This window comes from Muricauda sp. SCSIO 64092 (assembly GCF_023016285.1).
Lineage (GTDB): Bacteria > Bacteroidota > Bacteroidia > Flavobacteriales > Flavobacteriaceae > Croceivirga.
Window position 1 is genome coordinate 451,904 of the sequence record NZ_CP095413.1, and the last position, 22,067, is coordinate 473,970.

24 protein-coding genes are annotated in these 22,067 nt (G+C 42.7%); 14 read left to right on the top strand and 10 right to left on the bottom strand.

The window, feature by feature from the left end; translation table 11 throughout:
• The first annotated feature begins 74 nt into the window (after positions 1–74).
• Positions 75–398 (top strand): GIY-YIG nuclease family protein, encoded by a 324-nt coding sequence (locus L0P88_RS01680; RefSeq protein ID WP_247132913.1) that lies wholly within the window; start codon positions 75–77, stop codon positions 396–398.
• Between the two features lie 333 nt (positions 399–731).
• On the opposite strand, the gene L0P88_RS01685 is transcribed toward L0P88_RS01680, so the two are convergent.
• From L0P88_RS01685 to L0P88_RS01695, 3 genes are read right to left on the bottom strand one after another with little or no spacing between them, the layout of a single operon-like run.
• Complete coding sequence (locus L0P88_RS01685) at positions 732–2,273, bottom strand: acyl-CoA carboxylase subunit beta (protein ID WP_158779278.1); 1,542 nt, start codon at positions 2,271–2,273, stop codon at positions 732–734.
• Between the two features lie 5 nt (positions 2,274–2,278).
• Positions 2,279–3,721 carry an acetyl/propionyl/methylcrotonyl-CoA carboxylase subunit alpha gene (locus tag L0P88_RS01690; protein ID WP_247132914.1) on the bottom strand — a complete coding sequence of 481 codons (1,443 nt, stop codon included), beginning with the start codon at positions 3,719–3,721 and terminating at the stop codon, positions 2,279–2,281.
• A 6-nt stretch (positions 3,722–3,727) separates the two neighbouring features.
• Complete coding sequence (locus L0P88_RS01695) at positions 3,728–4,213, bottom strand: acetyl-CoA carboxylase biotin carboxyl carrier protein subunit (RefSeq protein WP_247132915.1); 486 nt, start codon at positions 4,211–4,213, stop codon at positions 3,728–3,730.
• Positions 4,214–4,413: 200 nt separating this feature from the next.
• On the opposite strand from L0P88_RS01695, the gene udk reads away from it, so the two are divergent.
• The 11 genes from udk to L0P88_RS01750 all read left to right on the top strand — a co-directional run bounded on the left by udk (position 4,414) and on the right by L0P88_RS01750 (position 14,686).
• Positions 4,414–5,022, top strand: a complete 609-nt coding sequence (gene udk / locus L0P88_RS01700; RefSeq protein WP_247132916.1) for a uridine kinase — start codon at positions 4,414–4,416, stop codon at positions 5,020–5,022.
• 1 nt (position 5,023) lies between these two features.
• A complete protein-coding gene (locus L0P88_RS01705) occupies positions 5,024–5,350 on the top strand; it encodes an FtsB family cell division protein (protein WP_247132917.1) in 327 nt (108 codons plus the stop codon).
• Positions 5,351–5,352: 2 nt separating this feature from the next.
• Positions 5,353–6,744: a methylmalonyl-CoA mutase subunit beta gene (locus L0P88_RS01710; protein WP_247132918.1), complete on the top strand. Its 1,392-nt coding sequence runs from the start codon at positions 5,353–5,355 to the stop codon at positions 6,742–6,744.
• Complete coding sequence (gene scpA / locus L0P88_RS01715; protein WP_247132919.1) at positions 6,737–8,806, top strand: methylmalonyl-CoA mutase; 2,070 nt, start codon at positions 6,737–6,739, stop codon at positions 8,804–8,806. Before L0P88_RS01710 ends, scpA begins: the two co-directional genes overlap by 8 nt.
• Positions 8,807–8,954: 148 nt before the next feature.
• On the top strand, positions 8,955–9,728 hold the full coding sequence (locus L0P88_RS01720; RefSeq protein ID WP_247132920.1) for a ParA family protein: 774 nt from the start codon (positions 8,955–8,957) through the stop codon (positions 9,726–9,728).
• A complete protein-coding gene (locus L0P88_RS01725) occupies positions 9,729–10,640 on the top strand; it encodes a ParB/RepB/Spo0J family partition protein (protein WP_247132921.1) in 912 nt (303 codons plus the stop codon).
• A complete protein-coding gene (locus tag L0P88_RS01730) occupies positions 10,633–11,277 on the top strand; it encodes a DUF5683 domain-containing protein (RefSeq protein WP_247132922.1) in 645 nt (214 codons plus the stop codon). The genes L0P88_RS01725 and L0P88_RS01730 overlap by 8 nt, the downstream gene beginning before the upstream one ends.
• 2 nt (positions 11,278–11,279) lie before the next feature.
• On the top strand, positions 11,280–11,987 hold the full coding sequence (dapB, locus tag L0P88_RS01735; protein ID WP_247132923.1) for a 4-hydroxy-tetrahydrodipicolinate reductase: 708 nt from the start codon (positions 11,280–11,282) through the stop codon (positions 11,985–11,987).
• Between the two features lie 45 nt (positions 11,988–12,032).
• Entirely contained in the window at positions 12,033–13,745 is a 1,713-nt protein-coding gene (lepB, locus tag L0P88_RS01740) for a signal peptidase I (protein ID WP_247132924.1), read from the top strand.
• Between the two features lie 3 nt (positions 13,746–13,748).
• A complete protein-coding gene (locus L0P88_RS01745; RefSeq protein WP_247132925.1) occupies positions 13,749–14,378 on the top strand; it encodes a WbqC family protein in 630 nt (209 codons plus the stop codon).
• Positions 14,372–14,686, top strand: coding sequence for a DUF6122 family protein (locus tag L0P88_RS01750; protein ID WP_247132926.1), 315 nt, complete (start codon positions 14,372–14,374; stop codon positions 14,684–14,686). The genes L0P88_RS01745 and L0P88_RS01750 overlap by 7 nt, the downstream gene beginning before the upstream one ends.
• Here L0P88_RS01750 and L0P88_RS01755 read toward each other — a convergent pair.
• Entirely contained in the window at positions 14,669–15,391 is a 723-nt protein-coding gene (locus L0P88_RS01755; RefSeq protein ID WP_247132927.1) for an endonuclease/exonuclease/phosphatase family protein, read from the bottom strand. The two genes, L0P88_RS01750 and L0P88_RS01755, sit on opposite strands and share 18 nt — an antisense overlap.
• A gap of 139 nt (positions 15,392–15,530) precedes the next feature.
• Between L0P88_RS01755 and L0P88_RS01760 the strand changes: the two genes are divergently transcribed.
• Positions 15,531–15,719 (top strand): hypothetical protein, encoded by a 189-nt coding sequence (locus L0P88_RS01760; RefSeq protein WP_247132928.1) that lies wholly within the window; start codon positions 15,531–15,533, stop codon positions 15,717–15,719.
• On the opposite strand, the gene L0P88_RS01765 is transcribed toward L0P88_RS01760, so the two are convergent.
• The 6 genes from L0P88_RS01765 to L0P88_RS01790 form a co-directional block, all read right to left on the bottom strand.
• Complete coding sequence (locus L0P88_RS01765; protein WP_247132929.1) at positions 15,697–16,578, bottom strand: rhomboid family intramembrane serine protease; 882 nt, start codon at positions 16,576–16,578, stop codon at positions 15,697–15,699. The genes L0P88_RS01760 and L0P88_RS01765 overlap by 23 nt on opposite strands.
• 2 nt (positions 16,579–16,580) lie before the next feature.
• Complete coding sequence (locus L0P88_RS01770; RefSeq protein WP_247132930.1) at positions 16,581–17,327, bottom strand: rhomboid family intramembrane serine protease; 747 nt, start codon at positions 17,325–17,327, stop codon at positions 16,581–16,583.
• 3 nt (positions 17,328–17,330) lie between these two features.
• Positions 17,331–19,166, bottom strand: coding sequence for a DNA mismatch repair endonuclease MutL (gene mutL, locus L0P88_RS01775; RefSeq protein ID WP_247132931.1), 1,836 nt, complete (start codon positions 19,164–19,166; stop codon positions 17,331–17,333).
• Complete coding sequence (locus L0P88_RS01780; RefSeq protein WP_247132932.1) at positions 19,166–19,450, bottom strand: riboflavin synthase subunit beta; 285 nt, start codon at positions 19,448–19,450, stop codon at positions 19,166–19,168. The genes mutL and L0P88_RS01780 overlap by 1 nt, the downstream gene beginning before the upstream one ends.
• A gap of 162 nt (positions 19,451–19,612) precedes the next feature.
• Positions 19,613–20,092 (bottom strand): 6,7-dimethyl-8-ribityllumazine synthase, encoded by a 480-nt coding sequence (ribH, locus tag L0P88_RS01785; RefSeq protein WP_247132933.1) that lies wholly within the window; start codon positions 20,090–20,092, stop codon positions 19,613–19,615.
• A gap of 4 nt (positions 20,093–20,096) precedes the next feature.
• Positions 20,097–20,861, bottom strand: coding sequence for a tetratricopeptide repeat protein (locus tag L0P88_RS01790; protein ID WP_247132934.1), 765 nt, complete (start codon positions 20,859–20,861; stop codon positions 20,097–20,099).
• Between the two features lie 125 nt (positions 20,862–20,986).
• Between L0P88_RS01790 and recF the strand changes: the two genes are divergently transcribed.
• Entirely contained in the window at positions 20,987–22,066 is a 1,080-nt protein-coding gene (gene recF, locus L0P88_RS01795; protein WP_247132935.1) for a DNA replication/repair protein RecF, read from the top strand.
• The last annotated feature ends 1 nt before the right edge of the window (position 22,067 follow it).

Sequence of the window (22,067 nt, forward strand, 5' to 3'; positions counted from 1 at the left end):
TCGAGCGCAGTCGAGACCTCATTTTGAATAAAACGGTCCTCATCTTTCATTGGTAAAGTCGTTATTTTTAATCGATGAAATTTTACTACGTTTATATTCTTCTATGTTCAAATGGTTTTACCTATAAGGGTATCACCGAAAATGTAACGAGACGTTTCAACGAACATCAAGATGGAATGAATCCCAATGCATTCACATTTAAAAGAAGACCGGTTCAACTGATCTTCCAACAAGATTCTAATGATGTGTTGCAAGCCATATATTTTGAAAAGAAAATCAAGAAATGGAGCGCCGAAAAGAAACTGGCGTTGGCAAATGGAAATTTTGATTTCCTCCAGATTTTAGCAGAATGTAGAAATGCGACACATTATAAGTACCATACCAAAAATGAAGAATGACCTTAAACTATCTTATGGAGCATACTCAAGATACCAATTGGGGCTTTAAAGTTTTAAGTTCCAAAGAGGTCTCGACTGCGCTCGACCTGACCAACAAGGTGAATTAAAACATTATATTTCCGAACATCCATGAAGGTAGTGAATACCGCTATGGTGTATTTTAAAATGACATCAATCCTGTACAATAATATCGCCGCAACATGCCGTCAGATGGCCGAAGGAATAGGATAAGCACTATCCCAAGAAACTTTCGCTATAGCCTATTAACTCGATGTTTTAAGACTATATCCAATCTAACACACAGTGCGGCGATAAACAATTGGTTCTAAGGCATTACAACGGAATATTTCCGTGTTTCTTCCAGGGGTTCTCCACTTCCTTATTTTCCAACATGGCAAAGGTTTTCAGCAATTTCCTTCTCGTATTCTCAGGTAGAATGACCTCATCTATAAAGCCGCGTCTTGCCGCACGATACGGATTGGCAAACTTATCCCCGTATTCCTTTTCTTTCTCCTTGAGCTTTGCTTCGGGATCATCGGCTGCCGCAATCTCCCTTCTAAAAATAATCTCACTGGCGCCCTTGGCCCCCATTACCGCAATCTCCGCAGTGGGCCATGCATAGTTAAAGTCGGCTCCAATATGCTTGGAATTCATTACATCATAGGCACCACCATAAGCTTTTCTGGTAATTACGGTTACCCGTGGTACCGTAGCTTCACTTAAGGCATACAACAATTTAGCACCATGATTAATGATTCCAGTCCACTCCTGGTCGGTTCCTGGTAAAAATCCGGGCACATCCACCAATACCAACAAAGGAATGTTGAACGCATCACAAAAACGGGTGAAACGGGCCGCTTTGGTGGAACTCTTTACGCCAAGAACCCCTGCCAAAAACATTGGGTTGTTGGCAATAACACCAATACTTCGTCCACCTAATCGGGCGAAACCAACAATGATGTTCTCTGCATAGTCCTTATGGATTTCATAAAAAGAATCTTCATCAATAATACCCTCTATGACATCGTGCATATCATAGGGTTTATTTGGATTATCAGGAACCAGGCCTCGCAACTGCTCCCTGATCTCATCCCCTAGTTCATAAGGAATTGTGTTTGGTTTTTCCTGGTTGTTCTGTGGGAGATAATCCAAAAGTTTTTTGACATCCTCCAAACAAGCGGCATCATTGGCCGAGGTCTTATGGGCAACCCCCGATTTTGAGGCATGGGTATTGGCACCCCCAAGTTCCTCGGAAGTCACTTCCTCATTGGTTACCGTTTTAACAACATTGGGTCCCGTAACAAACATATAACTGGTCTGCTCCACCATCAGGATAAAATCAGTCATTGCCGGTGAGTACACTGCACCACCTGCGCAAGGCCCCATAATGGCGGACAACTGCGGAATTACCCCGGAGGCTTGTACGTTCCGATAGAAAATATCGGCATAACCCCCCAAGGATTTAACCCCCTCTTGAATACGGGCTCCCCCAGAATCATTAAGTCCAATGATTGGGGCACCAACCTTCATGGCCAGATCCATAACCTTGCAAATCTTCTCTGCATGGGTTTCGGACAATGCACCTCCAAAGACGGTGAAATCCTGGGCATAAACGTAAACCAATCGTCCATTTACCGTTCCATAACCTGTAACGACCCCATCACCAAAATAAATTTCCTTGTCCATCCCAAAATCCGTGGTACGGTGGGTGACCAAAACACCCATTTCCTCAAAAGAACCATCATCCAACAGATAATTGATCCGTTCCCTGGCAGTTAACTTCTTTTTGGCATGTTGCTTTTCAATACGCTTCTCGCCACCGCCCAAGTGGGCAAGGGTCACTCGTTCTTCCAGCTTTTTTAATTTATCGTCCATTGGATTTAATTTGTGGGTAATTTTAGTTGTTTTTGGTCTTCAAAATATTGTTGCAATGCTACCAGGGCAGCAATCTTGGCCTCATTTTCCTTAGCTTCCTGAATCATTTCCGGAGCATAGTAGTTCTTTACGAAATGAGTGTCAAAATTCCCGGAGCGGAACGCCTCATGTCTCATCACAAATGCTCCAAAGGGCAGGGTAGTCTGTACCCCTTCCACTTCATAGGCCTCAATGGCTTTGATCATTAAGGCAATGGATTCTTCGCGCGTCTTTCCATAGGTAATCAATTTGGAAAGCATGGGGTCGTAATAGATAGGAATATCCATACCTTCTTCAAAACCATTGTCCACTCGAATGTTTTCACCTACCGGCAACTGGTACCGTTCCAATTTCCCTACACTTGGCAGGAAATCGTTTAGAGGGTCTTCGGCATACACCCGCAGCTCCATCGCGTGGCCGTTGATCTTTAAATCTTCCTGTTTCATGGGCAATACTTCGCCACGTGCCACTTTTATCTGTAGCTCCACTAAATCCACACCGGAAATCAGTTCGGAGACCGGATGTTCCACTTGTAGACGCGTATTCATTTCAAGGAAATAGAAATTGTGGTCGGCATCCATTAAAAATTCAACCGTACCTGCACCCACATAATCACAGGCTTCGGCCACCTTTGTGGCGGCAATTCCCATTTCATTTCGCAATTCCGGGGTTAAAATGGACGATGGGGCTTCTTCAACTACCTTTTGGTGTCGACGCTGTATACTACATTCCCGTTCAAAAAAGTGGAGGATGTTGCCATGCATATCCGCCATTACCTGAATTTCGATATGACGGGGAGAGGTCACATATTTCTCAATAAAAACGGAGCCATCCCCAAAAGCGGAAGTGGCCTCACTGATCGCCCGCTTCATTTGGGATTCCAGGTCCTCTTCTTTGTCCACGATCCGCATTCCTTTTCCTCCCCCACCGGCAGAAGCTTTGATCAATACTGGAAAGCCTATTTCCTTGGCAATTTCCTGTGCCTTGTCAACATCCGTTATCGCTTCATCTATCCCCGGAACCATGGGAATATCGTATTTTTTAACGGCTTCCTTGGCAGCAAGCTTACTTCCCATCACCCGAATGGCATGGGATTTTGGACCAATGAAAATCAGCCCATTCTTTTCAACGGCTTCGGCAAAGTCTGCATTTTCACTTAAAAAACCATATCCGGGATGGATACCGTCTACCTCCAGTTTTTTGGCATATTCAATTATTTTGTCCCCCAATAAATAGGATTGATTGGAAGGGGGCGGCCCTAGGCAAACGGCCTCGTCCGCAAAGCGCACATGCGGGGCATTTCTATCGGCTTCCGAGAAGACCGCAACGGTTTTGATTCCCATTTTTTTGGCGGTTCTCATTACCCTAATGGCAATTTCACCACGATTGGCTACTAGTATCTTCTTCATCGTTTACTATTCAAAAGTGATCAATACATGTTTCTTTTCAACGGCCTCACCTTGTTTTACGGTAATGCTCTTAATGGTGCCTTCCCTTGGAGAGGTAATTACATTCTCCATTTTCATGGCCTCCAAAATAAGAAGCGCATCACCCTCTTTTACCTCCTGTCCTTCGGACACGGAAACTTCCAAGATCAAACCAGGCATAGGAGCCTCTATACTGCTCACCCGCGCCGAAGCACCCAGTGCGAAGCCCATTTCATCAATCAATAAATCCAAAGGATTTGCAATGGTCACCGCATAATTGGCATTGTTCACCTTTACGCCATAACTTTTTCCGTAGAAATCCTTGGAACTAAAATCGATGTGGTACGTTTGGTTGTTTTCCAGTAAGTGAAAGGAGTCGGTTCCTGTTTTGACCAAATCCAGGGATTTAAGGTCATCTGCTGTAAATTGAAACTCATATTGGTCGTTGACCTTGAGTTTAAAATTTTTTTTCATAAAGGGACTATATAGTTATTTTTAAATATAAAGGTTTCACCCAAAATCAGCAACCAAAACTACACCCTCCATATATCCCATTATATGAAAAATGTCATGTTTCCGATAGATTTTTAATCGTACCTATGCAATCAAATTCTAACGAAGCCCAACTTCTAAGGATGCCTTCAAATGTGTACATTTGGATTAAACTTTTAGTAATGCTTATCATAGGAATTGCTGGTGGGACGGGTTGTGGTAAAACCACGGTGGTAAATCAGATTGTAGAACAGCTACCAAAAGACGAAGTAGTTGTGATATCACAGGATTCCTATTATAACGATTTGGGGCACCTCACCAAAGAAGAGCGAAGCGAGGTAAATTTTGACCATCCCAATTCCATTGATTTTGAATTGCTTATTGAACATGTTAAAGAGTTAAAGTCGGGTAAGACCATAGAAATACCCATTTACTCCTTTGCTGAAGAAACGCGGTTGCAGGGGACCATAAAGACGGAGCCCAAAGAGGTGGTCATTGTAGAAGGAATATTGGTATTGAGCAATCCCAGGCTAAGGGAACTCTTCGACATGAAAATTTATGTACATGCAGATTCCGACGAGCGTCTGATAAGACGATTGCAACGTGATATCAGGGAACGGGGACATGATCTGGAAAAGGTCCTGCATCGTTATCAAACTGCCGTTAAGCCCATGCATAACGAATTCATTGAGCCTACCAAGGAGTTTGCCGATATCATTATTCCCAACAATCACTACAATACGGTGGCCGTGGATATGGTTCGGACCATCATCAATCAAAAGCTTGTGTGATATGGGCTGGAAGGAATTAAGGCAGAAAAAATGGTTCAAGGTATTTACCAATACCTATATATTGGTATTGACCATTTTTGCGATTTGGATGGCTTTTTTTGATACCAATTCCTTGTTGATACACAGGGAATTGCAACAAGAAATCAATAAGTTGGAGCAACAAAAGGACTTTTTGCAAAAAGAAATTGAAAAGGACAAAAAACTGCTCAATGAACTAAAGGACCCCAAAGCCCTGGAAAAGTATGCCAGGGAACACTATTACATGAAAAAGGACAATGAGGAGGTCTTTTTAATAGAATATGAAGACAGTACAAAAGTGGGAAATTAACTATGAAAAACAATTCGCTTTTTTCGGAATTTGAACCTGTTTTAGCCAAACAGTGGAAACAGAAAATCCAAATGGATTTAAGGGGTGCCGACTATAACGACACCTTGATTTGGGAATCTTTGGAGGGCATAAAGGTAAAACCATTTTATAACCACGAAGATGTGGAGGCCAATTCCAATTTTCAATTTACCGGGGAACATACCTGGCAGATAGGTCAGATCGTTTATGGGGGCAACCCCAATTTGGCCAATAAAAAGGCTTTGGATATTTTAAAAAGGGGGGCCGGTGCCTTAGTTTTTGAAATCTCCGACGTGGATATGGATTGGTCCGCACTATTGGATGGCATTCCTTTGGAATCCATTCCAATCCATATTGACTTTCATACTTTGGAAGTTGGGGCCTTGGAACGTTTACAAAAGTATCTGGGGGACCGCGCCTCCAAAATATACCTTCATATAGATATTATTGGGCATTTGGCCAAAAGTGGAAATTGGTACCAGAACCTGGAAAAAGACCACCAGGCATTTGATCAAATCCAAACCTTAACGGCTACTACAAAGGGTATTTCCGCGATTTCGGTGGATATGTCCCTGTATCAAAATGCCGGTGCAAATATTGTACAGCAACTGGCCTATGGGTTGGCACATGTGAATGAGTATTTGAATCATTCCACAGATGTCGTTTCCAACGTTACTAAAGAAGGCATTACGTTCAAAGTGGCCATTGGGCCCAATTATTTCTTTGAAATTGCAAAACTCAAAGCCCTGAGATGGCTATGGAAGTCCCTTGCCGCGGAATATGGCATCGAAACCGATTGCCACATTTTGGCCATTCCTTCCAAACGCAATAAAGCACTCTATGATTATAATGTGAATATGCTCAGGACCACCTCGGAATGTATGTCCGCGGTCTTGGGTGGGGCAAATACCGTTTGCAATCAATCCTATGATGCACTCTACCATAAAGATAATGAGTTTGGGGAGCGTATTGCCAGAAATCAATTGTTACTATTAAAAGAGGAAAGCTATTTTGATGAGGCCATAAAAGCTTCCGAAGGAAGCTATTATATAGAGGCATTGACACAGGAACTGGCGCAAAAGGCCTTGGGGCTCTTTAAGCAATTGGAGGCCTCTGGTGGATTTTTGGGTGAGTTGAAAAAGGGAATCATCCAGAAAAAAATCAAAGAAGCCGCTGCCAAAGAACAAGAACAGTTCGATACTGGAAAATTGGTGCTCCTGGGTACCAATACATATCAAAATCCCGAGGACAAAATGAAGGATAGCCTGGAACTCTTCCCATTCCTCAAAACAGATAAAAGAAAAACTTTGGTCGAACCTATCCTGGAAAAACGGTTATCCGAGTCCTTGGAACAAAATCGGTTGAAAGATGAGTAGAAAAAATATCCAAGAGCTAGAGCTCAAAACTTCAAATCAAAAAGAACAAGCAACCAAACTGGGCCATGAAAACTTTGTGGCCGGTATCCGTCCATTTCTCCGTGGTCCCTACTCCACAATGTACGTACGCCGACCATGGACCATACGGCAATATGCGGGATTCTCCACTGCGGAGGAGAGCAACGCTTTCTATCGCAGAAATTTGGCCGCAGGCCAGAAGGGACTTTCCGTTGCCTTTGACCTGCCAACGCACCGGGGCTATGATAGCGATAACGAACGTGTGGTAGGTGATGTCGGCAAAGCGGGCGTGGCCATAGATTCCGTGGAGGATATGAAAATTTTGTTCGATGGAATTCCACTCGACAAAATGTCCGTTTCCATGACCATGAATGGGGCCGTTATTCCGGTGATGGCCTTCTATATAGTAGCGGCAATGGAACAGGGGGTAGAATTAAACCAGCTTTCCGGTACCATCCAAAATGATATTCTAAAGGAATTCATGGTACGGAATACGTATATCTATCCACCAACACCTTCCATGCAGTTGATTGCCGATATCTTCGAGTATACCAGCCAAAATATGCCCCGTTTCAACAGCATCAGTATTTCCGGATACCATATGCATGAGGCAGGCGCCCCCGCAGCTATGGAAATAGCCTACACCCTGGCCGATGGGATTGAATATATTAGGACCGGGTTAAAGGCAGGGTTAAAAATTGACGAATTTGCCCCCCGTCTCTCCTTCTTTTGGGGTATTGGTATGAAGCACTTTACCGAAATCGCCAAAATGCGTGCGGCGCGAATGCTTTGGGCCAAATTGGTCAAGGAATTTGACCCCACAAACGAAAAATCGCTAATGTTGCGTACCCATTCCCAGACCAGTGGCTGGAGCTTAACAGAGCAAGATCCGTTCAATAATGTGGCACGGACCACCATTGAGGCCATGGCCGCAGCCTTTGGCGGAACCCAGAGTCTGCATACCAACGCACTTGATGAAGCAATTGCATTGCCAACGGATTTTAGTGCCAGAATTGCGCGTAACACGCAAATTTACCTACAGCAGGAGACCCATATTACCCGTACGGTGGATCCTTGGGCGGGAAGCCATTATGTAGAAAAATTAACCGATGAAATCGCTTCGGAAGCCTGGGAACTTATTAAGGAGGTGGAAGATTTGGGCGGAATGACAAAAGCCATTGAAGCAGGAATCCCAAAATTGCGAATTGAAGAGGCAGCAGCCAAAAAACAAGCACGATTGGATAGTGGACAGGAAGTATTGGTTGGGGTGAACAAGTATGTTCTGGAAAACGAGGACGACCTACAAATTCTGGAAGTTGACAATAAAAAGGTACGACAACAACAGGTAGAACAAATTGCGGAAATTCGAAAAGGGCGTGATGCGGAAAAAGTCCAAAAGGCATTGTTGGACATAGAACAGGCCTCCGCCAAGAAAATGAAGGACGGAAGCGGTGAAAATTTGTTAGCTTTAGCCGTAATTGCGGCCAAGGAAAGAGCAACCCTGGGTGAAATCAGTGATGCCATGGAAAAGGTCTTTGGCAGGCATAAAGCACAAATTCAATCGGTAAGTGGTGTGTATTCCAAAGAAATAAAGGACGATAAAAGTTTTGAAAAGGCCAGGGAAATGGCGGACGCTTTTGCAGAGCAAGAAGGCCGACGCCCCCGTATCATGGTGGCCAAAATGGGACAGGATGGTCATGACCGAGGTGCCAAAGTGGTCGCCACAGGTTATGCCGATTTAGGTTTCGACGTGGATATAGGACCGCTTTTCCAAACACCGGAAGAAGTGGCCAAACAAGCTGTGGAAAACGATGTACACGTCCTAGGGGTATCTTCCCTCGCTGCAGGACACAAAACCTTGGTTCCCAATGTAATCCAGGAGCTTAAAAACTATGGTAGGGAGGACATTATGGTGATTGTTGGCGGGGTGATCCCCAAACAGGATTATGATTTCCTTTTTGATTCAGGCACGATGGCCGTTTTTGGTCCAGGTACCAAAATTAGCGAAGCAGCCATTGAAATTTTAGGGATTTTAATGCGGTAAAAACCGTAAAACATTTTAGTAACGATTTAAAAACCAAACTTTAACTTTCTTTAACGCAAGCTGTTGCACTTATTCACCCAGTGTTAACAAATTCCGCTTTTTGGCGTTATAAATAATTGTATTTTTAACCCCTAACTTATCTTATGTAATGGGCAAAATTATTGCTATTGCGAATCAAAAAGGTGGGGTTGGAAAAACTACTACTACGGTAAATTTAGCGGCCTCATTAGGGGTTTTGGAAAAGAAAGTCCTGTTAATTGATGCCGATCCCCAGGCCAATGCCACATCAGGGTTGGGAGTTGACGTAGATAGTGTGGAAAAAGGCACCTACCAATTATTGGAACATACCCTGACTGCCAAAAGCACCATAGTGCAGACCGCTTCCCCAAATGTTGACCTCATCCCCGCCCATATCGATTTGGTGGCCATTGAGATTGAGTTGGTTGACAAGGATGACAGGGAATACATGATGAAGCAGGCCATACAGGAGGTTAGGGAGGATTATGATTTTATATTGATTGATTGTGCCCCTTCCCTTGGGTTGTTGACCCTGAATGCATTGACAGCGGCAGATTCTGTAATGATACCCATTCAATGCGAATATTTTGCCCTGGAAGGATTGGGGAAATTATTGAATACGGTAAAAAGCGTACAGCGGATCCACAATACGGATTTGGACATTGAAGGGATGTTACTGACCATGTTCGACTCCAGACTCCGATTGTCCAATCAGGTAGTGGAAGAAGTAAAAAAACACTTTGCGGATATGGTTTTTAACACCATTATCCAGCGGAACGTAAAGCTGAGTGAAGCACCCAGTTATGGTGAAAGTATCATAAAATACGATGCCAGTAGTCGAGGGGCATCCAACTATTTGAACTTGGCGCAAGAATTATTGAACAAGAACAAGGAAAAGGTTTAAATGGCAAAGGCGACCAAAAAACAGGCCCTTGGAAGAGGGCTTTCTGCTTTATTGAAAGATCCTGAAAACGATATACAATCGGTTGGGGACAAAAATGCGGATAAAGTAATTGGTAATGTTGTAGAACTGGAACTCTCGGCCATAGCGGTCAATCCATTTCAGCCCAGGACCAATTTCAATGACGAGTCGCTTCAAGAACTGGCCAGTTCCATAAGGGAATTGGGCATTATCCAGCCCATAACGGTCAGAAAACTGGATTTCAATACATACCAGCTCGTTTCGGGAGAACGAAGGTTTAGGGCCTCAAAGTTGGTTGGTCTGGAGACCATTCCAGCGTATATCCGCATTGCCAATGACCAGGAATCCCTGGAAATGGCATTGGTGGAAAACATTCAACGCCAAGACCTTGACCCCATTGAAATTGCCCTTTCCTATCAGCGACTGATCGATGAAATTCAACTGACCCAGGAAAAATTAAGCGAGCGTGTAGGAAAAAAGCGTTCAACAATAACCAACTATTTGCGATTGCTAAAACTCCATCCCATTATCCAAACAGGAATGCGTGATGGTTTCATAAGTATGGGCCATGGTAGGGCACTGATCAATATTGAAAAGAAAAAAGAACAGATAGAGGCCTTTGAAAAAATAGTTGCCAACAGTCTTTCCGTTAGGGAAACCGAACAGCTGGTCCGCACTTACAAGGAGGGTAAGACCCAGGGAAAAGATGGAAAAACGAAAAGCAAGGGCAAATCCCTCCCGGAATACGCCAGTAGCCATTTGGACGGTATTAGGGAATACATGGCCACAAGGGTAGAGATCAATGCCTCAGATTCCGGAAAAGGTAAAATTGTAATACCGTTTCATTCCAAAGAAGAGTTTCAACGACTCAAAAAAATACTTTCCGGTGAATAGGACACCCATTTTACTATTTTTCTTTCTATGTATTGTTTGGACCGGTGCTGCACAAGTCACCCAGGATTCCATACCGGTAATGAATCCTGTGGATTCACTGAAAACAGATTTGAAGCAAAAAGGGATTACCGTAGAGGAGGTAACTTTTGTACGAAAGGAAATCAATCCCCTGGGACCCAGTAAGGCCGCTTTTTATTCCGCTATTCTTCCCGGATTGGGCCAGATTTACAATAAGCGCTATTGGAAAGCCCCCATAGTTTGGGGTGCTATTGGATGGAGTGCATATCAATTTGCAAATACCAATAACCGATACAATTTTTTCAGGGATATCTTTAAACGGCGCAGAGCTGGTTTCATGGACGACGAATTATTTGACAGAAATAACGATGGGACAGGACCAGACTTTTCCGATGAGTCCTTACAAAATGCCCAGGAACGCCTGCAAAGGGACCGCGACCTATGGTTGGTGGTCACCATTGGGTTTTATGCATTGAACATCATAGATGCCAATGTGGATGCCCATCTAAAGCAATATAATGTGGATGAGCGGTTGGGCTACGAAATCAAACCCTTTCTTGATTTTAATGAAATTACCAATGACCCGAATTTTGGGCTCGCCGTTATTGTTACCTTTTAACTATGAACATTGCACTCTTTGGATATGGCAAAATGGGAAAAATGCTGGAAAAACTTGGTACGGACCGAGGCCATTCCTTTCCCTTAAAAATTGAATTTGATACCAACCTGCAATCCCTGGATTTTTCCGCCATTGATGTTGCCATCGATTTTAGTACGCCCGATTCCGCTTTCGACAATATAAAATATTGCTTTGAAAATGGGGTTCCCGTAATTTCTGGAACCACGGGTTGGTTGGATGCTTATGACGAAGCCGTATCCATTTGCAATGAACTCCAGGGAGCCTTTATCTATGCTTCCAATTTTAGTTTGGGGGTCAACATCTTCTTCGAATTGAATGCGAAATTGGCAATGATGATGTCCCAACGTAACGATTATGAGGTGGCCATGGAAGAAATCCATCACATCCACAAATTGGATGCCCCCAGCGGTACCGCCATTACTTTGGCAGAGGGTATTGTGCACCACTCCGATTATGAGGGTTGGCAATTGGGAAAAAGCCATGGCAATACCATCCCTATTAGTGCCAAAAGGGAAGGTGAAGTCCCCGGCACGCATAGTATCACCTACTCCAGCAAAGTGGATAGCATTGAAATAAAGCATACTGCCCATAATAGGGAAGGGTTTGCTTTGGGAGCTTTAATCGCCGCCGAATGGATTCAGGGTAAAAAGGGAGTATTTACCATGAAAGATGTGTTAAACCTTGTTTAATTGGTAACAATTGCACTTAATTAGCGTCACAAAATAAAATTTGACATGAACGGTACGCAGTGGATTCTATTTATTTTATTGGTGCAGGTCGTCCATTTTTTGGGGACCTGGAAGCTTTATGTTAAAGCTGGCAGAAAAGCTTGGGAGGCTGCCATACCAATTTATAACGGGATTGTTTTGATGCAAATCATCAATCGACCAAAATGGTGGGTTTTATTGCTCTTTATACCCATTATCAATTTATTGATGTTCCCGGTGGTCTGGGTAGAGACCATTCGCAGTTTTGGGCAGAACAAGTTATGGCAGACCTGGGCGGTAATTCTTTCCCTTGGTTTTTATATCTATTACGTGAACTACACCATGGATGTGGAACATATTGCGGACCGAAGCTTAAAACCTGGAACAGGATTGGGCGAATGGGTGAGTTCCATAGTATTTGCCATAGTGGCCGCAACTTTTGTACATACGTACTTTATACAACCTTATGTAATTCCCACGGGTTCTTTAGAGCGTACCTTACGGATCGGGGATTTTCTTTTTGTAAGCAAATTCCATTTTGGGGCAAGAACACCAATGACCGCTGTTGCAGCACCCATGGTACATGACACTTTACCCTTGGTTGGAACAAAATCATACCTCAACAAACCCCAAATTCCCTACTTCCGTTTACCCGGTTTTAATACGCCAAAGAAGAACGATATTGTAGTTTTTAGTTGGCCGGCGGATACGGTGCGACAATTCTTTGTTGCAGAAAAGGGGGTTAGAAAGCCTATTGATAAGAAATCGAATTATGTAAAGCGCTGTGTGGGCACCCCTGGGGACTCTTTGGAGATCATCAATGGATATGTCCACATAAATGGTAAAAAGTTGGAATTGTCCGACAGGGCCAAAGTGATGTACAACTATATTATCTATGGAAACAAAGGTGTTTCAAGTAGGCTATTAAATGAAGTCGGGGCAGATGATTTTATAAGGAAATTTATTTCCCCGCCCCTTAATCAAAATCAATACAATAGGTTAATACCTTATGTTAGGGATGCCAAGAGAAGGGAAGACGGGAAAATTGAATTATATACCGAAAAACAGGGCATTCCCACGGAGGTCATACGAGAGTTAAGACTGGGGCTTACCGAGGAAACCTCAAGACAGCGAATTGCCAACCTCACCCTTGAAATGGCAGAAACCATAAAAAAGGACCAACGGATAGATTCCGTTGTCATGCAAATAGAACCGAAGGGACAGGCGGGTTATAACATCTTTCCGCAAAATTCGAGATACCCCTGGAACAATGATAACCTTGGACCCATATACATTCCAAAAGCCGGTTCAACCGTGGAGTTGACCCCGGAAACCCTTCCCCTGTATAAAAAAATCATCAGGGATTACGAAAAAAATGAGGTTAGTGTCTCAGGAAATCAGGTGTTGATCAATGGGCAAAAAGCGGATTCGTATACCTTCAGCATGGATTATTATTGGATGATGGGGGACAACAGGGACCACTCGGAAGACAGCAGGTCATGGGGTTATGTGCCGGCAAACCATATTGTGGGGAAACCGGTCTTTATTTGGCTGAGCTTCGATAATTTTCAGGATGGCATAAAGTTCAATGAAAAAATGCGTTGGGACCGCGTCTTTACCACAGTTGGTGGGGACGGTGAACCGGTGTCCTATTTTCGGTATTTTTTGATGGTCCTGGCCGGTTGGTTTGTATTTGATTTTTTTAGGAAAAGGCGCAAATCCAAATCAGAAAATGCCTAACTCTTGAAGGCCTTACTTCACCCTTGCTGTTTTCCCAATATTGCCACGATGGCCGTTTTGGTGCAAAATGAAGTTATCTGGGAGGTACATGATAATTTCCAAAAACAGACGTATCGCAATCGTTATCATATTTGCACGGACCAAGGGCTGCACAAACTGAGCATTCCCATAAAACACGTTGGCGGAAAAGACGGGCGCCAGCAGTATAGGGACGTACAAATTGAAAATAGCTATCGTTGGCAGATCCAACACTGGCGTACCTTACAGACGGCCTACAGGGCTTCCCCCTTTTTTGAGTTCTATGAGGACGACCTGGCCCCCTTGTTCCAAAAAGAGTTTAAGTTTTTACTGGACTTTAATTGGCAAAGTCTTGATTTTTTGACGAATGCATTCCAAATTGACCACAATCCAAAACACTCAAAAGCGTACATGAAGGATTTCCTGGAGGGAGTGGATTTCCGTTTTCTGATAAACGCAAAAGAAGCGGTTCATTTTGACTTTAAACGGTACAATCAAGTGTTTATGGACAGGCATGGATTTACCCAGAACCTAAGCTCTCTTGATCTTCTTTTTAATGAAGGTCCAGGCACCATTACCCATCTGAAGGCACAAAGTTTGGAAAACCAATGTTAAGACATCTTTTACATTATGGCATTCACTTTCTGGTCCCAATCCTTATTGCCCTACTTTTTTTCAAAAGGGACAGGGTAAAAGTTGGTTTGATCTTATTGGCAGGTATCCTATTGGATGTAGACCACCTTCTGGCCAATCCCATTTTTGATCCCAATCGTTGTAGTATTGGGTTCCATCCACTTCACTCGTATATCCTGATCCCGTTTTATCTGGGACTTGCGTTATGGAAAAGGACGCGTCTTCTTGGATTGGCCCTGGTCATTCACATCATTGCGGATGCAACGGATTGTCTATTTCTCAGATTTTAATTTAAATTCTGCTTTAACCGGATAGTGATCTGACAATTCCACTTCATAATTGGTATGGGAAATCACTTTAAAAGAAGAATCTGCCAAAATATAGTCAATACGCAGGGGCAGTCCTTTTAAGTTATATGTGCTTCCCCAATCATTCCCCTTCTCGAAAAATGAATCTTGAAATCCATCGGATGCCATCCGATAAATCTGTGAAAACTGGGTGGCATTAAAATCGCCACAAATCAAGGTAGGGTGTGCCGAATTATTCATGTGTTTTCTAAGGACTTTAACTTGATTGAGTTGTTGGTCGACGGCTACACTAATTTTCTTGGCAAGACGAAATGGTTCATTTTTCTTTAAGTTCTCTTTGGAAGGAACAATTTTAAACGATTGAAAATGGACATTATAAACCCGTATGGTATCATTTGGTAATACCATATCCGCATAAATAATGTTATTGAGGGTCCCTTCCGGTTCCAAGGAACCTTTATTGATAATTGGAAACTTTGAAAATATGGCCTGTACCGATCTTCCTATGGAATAAGGGGTCTCTGTGCGGTACCTATAAAGTTTTAACTCCCTATGTTGAATTCTACTATGTTCCTGAAGGCATAAAATATCTGGATTCTCCCGTTTAATGAATTCCCTAATTTTTCCATCTACATTTTCAAGGGGTATATTTCCCCACCTATTAAAACTCATTGCATTATAGCTCATTATGGAGATATCAGGATCCTCACCCGCATTCGGGCCAAATATCTTATAGAAAGGTCCAAACGAGTAAAAGGAAACTATACAAGTCAACAACGAGGGCAATAACCATCTACTTCGTTTGAACAACCAAAAAACCAAAAAGATGGAATGGAAAAAAAATAAAACCGGTGTTAGAAATCCAAGTATGGAAATAGCTCCAAATACATTGCTATTTAACCAATATGAAATGAGCACCACTAAAGAAAGAAGTACTAAAATCAAATTGATGGTGACAAGCAATCTTTTTACCGTAACTCCTAAGCTCAATGTTAATCCTCTTTTCCAGCCTTGAACAAAAAGTCCTTTTCTTCTTTGGACAAACTCTCGTAACCAGATTTGCTGATTTTGTCCAGAATGGCATCTATCTTTTTTTGACGTGTTTCTTTATTGTAATCAATACCGCCTTTTGATTTTTTTGCATTTTTTCTTCGATGCACGGTTTTTAGGGGAGCTTTTCTTTTACCTGGTTTAAAAAGACCACCAATAGCTGTCAGCATATTGGAAAAGCCTGCACCAATATCCTTGCCATTCAACAATTGTCTCGCATAAAAATAGCCCAGAAAGGCCCCTCCCAAATGTGCCAACCTACCCCCGATGTTTCCTCCATAAGGAATTTGTATCAAATCAACCAGGACGACGAATGCACCAATGTACCATAACTTCACATTTAATAGACCGAACAAACGCACTTCCTGGTTGGGGATATAGGCACAAATAAAAATGAGCACAGCAGTGACTCCAGCGGAAGCTCCAATAAGCGGAATATTACTATTCAGTAAAGTGGGGAAAATATTGTAACCCAAGAGGAAGAACAATCCCCCTAGAATAACACCTAAAAAATAAACATTTATAAAACGTTGGCTATTAAAAAGATTTAAGAATATCCTACCGGTAAAATACAATACCAGCATATTCCAAAATATGTGCCCTATTCCGGAGTGAAAGAAAGAATATGTGACCAAAGACCATGGCTTCCCCAAAAAGGAAAAAAAGTCGGATGGCAGCTCAAACCAATACAGAACGGCATCAATGGAAACGCCGAAAAGGGCACTTGCCAAACCGGTACCAATGAAAACGGCAAGGTTAATGGCAATCAATTTTTCCGCAATGTTCAACCGTGCAAAATAATATTGTAATCCTCCACCGGCCATACCTAATTCCAACGATTTTGATTAAACTGATTTTTTTTCCAATACCACATCATAATGAAACCGATCAAAGCACCCCCAATATGGGCAAAGTGGGCGACATTACTTCCCGCACTTCCCAGACCATAAAGAATGTCATATCCAAAAATCATCAAGGGAACAAAATACTTCGCCTTTATGGGCACGGGCAAAAAGATAAGCATCAACTCCGCATTGGGATACATAAAGGCAAAAGCCACCAAAACCCCATACACAGCACCAGAAGCACCTACGGCCGGGGCGTTGAAGGCATTCATAAAACCATCAATTGTGCCCTGGGAGGCCAATTGATACCAGTCAGGACTGTACTGCCCGTTGGAAAGTATCTCCACAACACGTTGTTCCGTTAAGCCTGCCCCTGTAATGACATCCAATCCCTGGTTAAAGAAATAATAGTTGGATGCGATATGCAAAAGGGCTCCTCCTATCCCGGCAGAGAAGTAAAAAAATAGAAACTTGTTTCTGCCCCATACGCGCTCAAGGGGTGTACCAAAAGCCCAAAGGGCATACATATTGAAGAGGATATGAAAAAAGCCGGTGAAATCGTGCAGGAACATATGGCTGATGACCTGCCATATCCTAAAATTGGGGTTCTCGGGAAACCAAAGGGCAAAGTACTCATAGAGCGTATCACCAAGGCCCGTAATCCCAGCAATAAACAAGATGACATTGATGATGATCAGGTGCTTTATCGCATCTGTTAAACCTCCCATATACTAAAACTTATTTTCAATTTCATTTACCCCAACAATGACATATATGGTCTTTTGATCGGGACTTAACTTCGGCTCCTTACAAGCGAATAAATCGTTGACCAAAGCCGATTGACTTTCCACAGAGAGTACTTGTCCATTGGTAATGGCCAACTTTTTACCCATTGTCCGGGCCAACCATTCGGCGTGGGTAAAATGTTCCTTTCCTTGTCCTTCCAAATGTGATGCCAAAATAGCGTCCAGTACCGTTGTAATGGAATGTTCTGGCATACTGACAGGGATTCCGTTTATAACGACCTTGGCATTGTCAGAAAACGCGATATCGAACCCCAAACGTGTCAGGTTTGGAACCAATTCCTTTAAAATTCCCATTTCCTTTCTTCCAAAATCAAGTTCCACTGGAAACAACAACTGCTGGGTAACGCCCTTTTCAACCGTAATGTCCGTTAGGAACCTTTCGTAAAGAATACGTTGATGTGCCCTGTTTTGGTCGATGACCAACAATCCGGATTTCACGGTACTTACGATGTACTTTCGTTGAAGTTGAAAGCTGATTTGTTTACTTTCCACCTGCTCATCGGTCGATTCGAAGATTTCCGGATTTGTGGCATCCGATTCCATCTGCAACTGACTAAAACTATCTTCGTTACCCTCAACATCATAAAGTTCCTGCCAACCTTGCACATTAGTTTTGCCCACAGGTGCCCTGGAACTCCCGGAGCTTTTTTCATTTGAAAAGGGATTGAAATTGGCATCAACGGTAACGGTAGGCATATGGGCATCCCTATTCTTGAAACTATAAGGGGTATCCAAGTTGGCATCGCGTTCAAAATCCAATACCGGGGCTACATGAAACTGTCCCAGGCTATGTTTTACCGCAGCGCGTAAGGTAGCGTAAAGTGTATGCTCATCATCGAACTTCACTTCTGTTTTTGTGGGATGGATATTGATATCGATCGATCTGGGGTTGACCTCCATTTTTAGGAAATAACCCGGGTAGGTGTCGTTCTTTAGCAAGCCCTCAAAAGCCGAAACCACAGCATGATGGAGGTAGGGACTTTTAATGAATCTATCATTGGCAAAAAAGAATTGCTCCCCCCTGCTCTTTTTGGCAAATTGGGGCTTACAGATAAAGCCTGAAATTTTGACCACTTCCGTCTCCTCCGTCACTGGGACCAATCGTTCCTTGGTCTTGTTCCCAAATATGTGTACAATACGTTGCCTAAAATTCTCAGTAGGTAAATTAAAGTATTCCGAACCATTGTTGAACAATTGAAATGCCACATCTGGATGTACTAAGGCAATTCTTTGAAATTCATCAATGATATGGCGCAGTTCCACTTGATCGGATTTAAGGAAATTACGCCTGGCAGGTATATTGAAGAATAGGTTCTTTACCGCTATGGACGTTCCTTTGGCGGTAGCCGTTACCTCCTGCGAAACTACCGTGCTTCCTTCTATCTTGAGAAGTGTGCCCACATCTTCATTTTCCGTCCTTGTATGCAAATCCACATGGGCTATTGCCGCAATGGAGGCCAACGCCTCCCCCCTAAAGCCTTTGGTGTGCAAATTGAACAGGTCATCAGCTGAAGAAATCTTTGAGGTCGCATGTCTCTCAAAAGACAAACGGGCATCCGTAGGGCTCATGCCCACACCATTATCCACTACTTGAATGAGGGTCTTGCCCCCATCCTTAACGATAAGTTTGATCTCTTTGGCCCCGGCATCAATGGAATTTTCCAATAACTCCTTTACCACGGAGGACGGACGTTGCACCACTTCCCCCGCTGCGATTTGGTTGGCCACATGGTCGGGCAATAGTTTAATGATGTCTGCCATTAAGAGCCAAAGAATATGGACAAATCAAAATCTATGATATAAAGAAATACCAAAATTAAAACAGCAAGAATAATGATAAAACGCATTCTCATATGCCTGTCACCTTCATTTCTCAAATCATTAAAAGCGTTTGAGAACTTGTTTTTTAAACCTCTTTGGTGATGTGCCGTTGTTCTGAATTTGTCAAGTTTATGTTCAATTTTATAGGGACTTCCCTCGCCTTTGTAATAACGGGGCTTATAATCAAACTCACGATTTTTCCTAAGCCTTAAAAAATTACGCATAATCCCCTTTTTCCTTAAAATCAAAGGTACTTAAAAAGACTGCAAGCCTTAAAGGGCGGTTCACAAAAAATGTTAACAGGAAAGGAGGTCCGGTGATTGATGGTTACCATTACCAACGGATTGGCCTTTACCGTTTTACAAACCACCAAAATGGCATAAAAGTCACCCCAAATTTGCCATTTTAATGGCTGCGATAGCCGCTTCTATCCCCTTATTGCCATGTTTTCCCCCACTTCGATCTTTTGCCTGTTGTAGTGTATCGTCCGTAAGTACACAGAAAATAACGGGAACTTCGGTTTGAACGTTCAAATCCATAATCCCATTTGCGGTAGCGGTACATACGTAATCAAAATGACTGGTTTCCCCCCTAATTACACTACCAATGGCGATAACGGCATCCACGTTTTTGGTGGCCACCATTTTTTTACATCCAAAAGCAAGCTCAAAACTACCGGGAACGTTCCAACGAATAAGGTTTTTAGGTTCCACTCCACAATCCAGAAGGGCATCCTGGGCCCCCTTAAAAAGATTTTCCGTAATGCCATGGTTCCACTCGGAAACCACCAGCCCAATTCTTAGCCCGGAAGCATTCGGAATGTTTGATTTATCGTAATGGGAAAGATTTTTTGTTTCGGTGGCCATGCCCTTAATTTTCGGCAAACCCGATTACAGCATCAATATTATTGGCTTCGGCAGCGCCCGTAAATTCCTCTTTAATTCGATTAAAATATTCCAGGGCTTTGTCATTATAGCCTAAGTCCAAAGCGGCAACCCCCGCTTTGTACAAAAATTTGGGGGCCGTGAATTCATTTTCCCCGGCCGCGCCAATAGCCTTTTCGTAATAATCCAATGCATCTTCCGGTTGCTTCAATTGTGAAAATGCATCCCCTATGCCACCCAGGGCCAAGGATTTGTAAACTTCGTCATCCGATGAAAAATCCTCCAGAAATGAAATGGCTTCCTGATATTGTTGCAGATTCAAGTAGGCCATTCCTGCAGAATACTTTGCCAAATTGGAAGTTGGGGTCCCACTGTACTCATCAATGATATCCAAAAATCCAAACTTACCCTCCGAACCATTTAATGCAAGTACCAACAAAGAGTCTTTTTGTTCGTCATTGGTCAAAGCCTGATTGAAATTTTGCATTGGATAGGAAAACTCGTTCGCAGCATTGGTATCCCTGGGTTCCACCACAAATTGGTTGTACGCCAAATACCCTAAAACTCCAACAGCCACGGCAATTATCGCGCCCAGAATGAAATTTTGGTTCTTGGAGAACCAGGCCTCGGTCTTGGAAGCACCTTGATCCAAGGTGGTGAATACCTCTGCGGTGGTACTGCTATCAACTTCTGCCTTAGCCTCTTCAGCCTTGTTCTTAGGTTTATATCCACGCTTCTTATAAGTGGCCATGCTTTAATTTTTAATCGCGCAAAAGTAATCGATTTCATTCAAAAACGAAAGGTAAATTATTCGTTATTTTTGGTGGCCCTGGAATGTCCACCAATACAGTATTCGTTACAAGCAGATCAAAACAGATGCACTTAAAACGTTTATCATTAGTCAATTACAAGAGTTTTGAGTCAAAAACCCTGGAGTTTAACCCTGTCATCAATTGTTTGGTAGGGGAAAACGGGGTGGGCAAAACCAATATCCTGGATGCCATTTACCACCTCTCTTTTGGGAAGAGTTACTTCAATCCTGTTTCCACACAGAATATTAAGCATGGAACGGACTTCTTTGTCATTGAGGGGGAGTTTGAAAAAGAGGACAAAAACGAAAAAATAGTCTGTAGTTTTAAAAAAGGTCTAAAAAAAGTCATTAAGCGCAATGGAAAGGCCTATGGGCGATTTTCCAATCACATTGGTTTTTTACCCTTGGTGATCATCTCACCTGCGGATCGGGATTTAATAATTGAAGGAAGCGATACCAGAAGAAAGTTTATTGATGGGGTTATCTCACAATCGGACAAGGACTATTTACAGACCTTGATTGAATATAACAAAGTCCTTGCCCAAAGGAATTCATTGTTAAAATATTTTGTGGCCAATACTACGTTCAGTGGGGACACCCTCTCCATTTACAATCAACAACTGCATGAAAAGGGCAGCATTATCCATCGCAAACGCCAGCAGTTTTTGGAGGATTTTATCCCTATCTTCAAAGAACAGTACCAAAACATTTCCGAAAAAGAGGAGTACATTAACTTAAAATATGACTCCAAACTATCAGAAAACACCTTAATGGAACTATTGGAAACAGCCTTGGAAAAGGACCGTATTCTTCAGTATACCAGCGTTGGTATCCATAAGGACGATCTGGATTTTTCAATAGCCGGCCACCCTATTAAAAAGTTCGGAAGTCAAGGCCAGCAAAAGTCTTTTCTCATTGCACTAAAATTGGCCCAATTCCACTTCATAAAAGCACAGTCCAAGACTACCCCAATCCTCTTAATGGATGATATTTTTGATAAGCTCGATGAAAGAAGGGTATCCCATATCGTCTCTTTGGTGGAAAAAGAACATTTTGGGCAGTTGTTCATTAGCGATACCCATGTGGACCGGACGGAAAAAGTGGTAAAAAGTATCCATCAAGATTATAAAATATTTACTTTGTAAA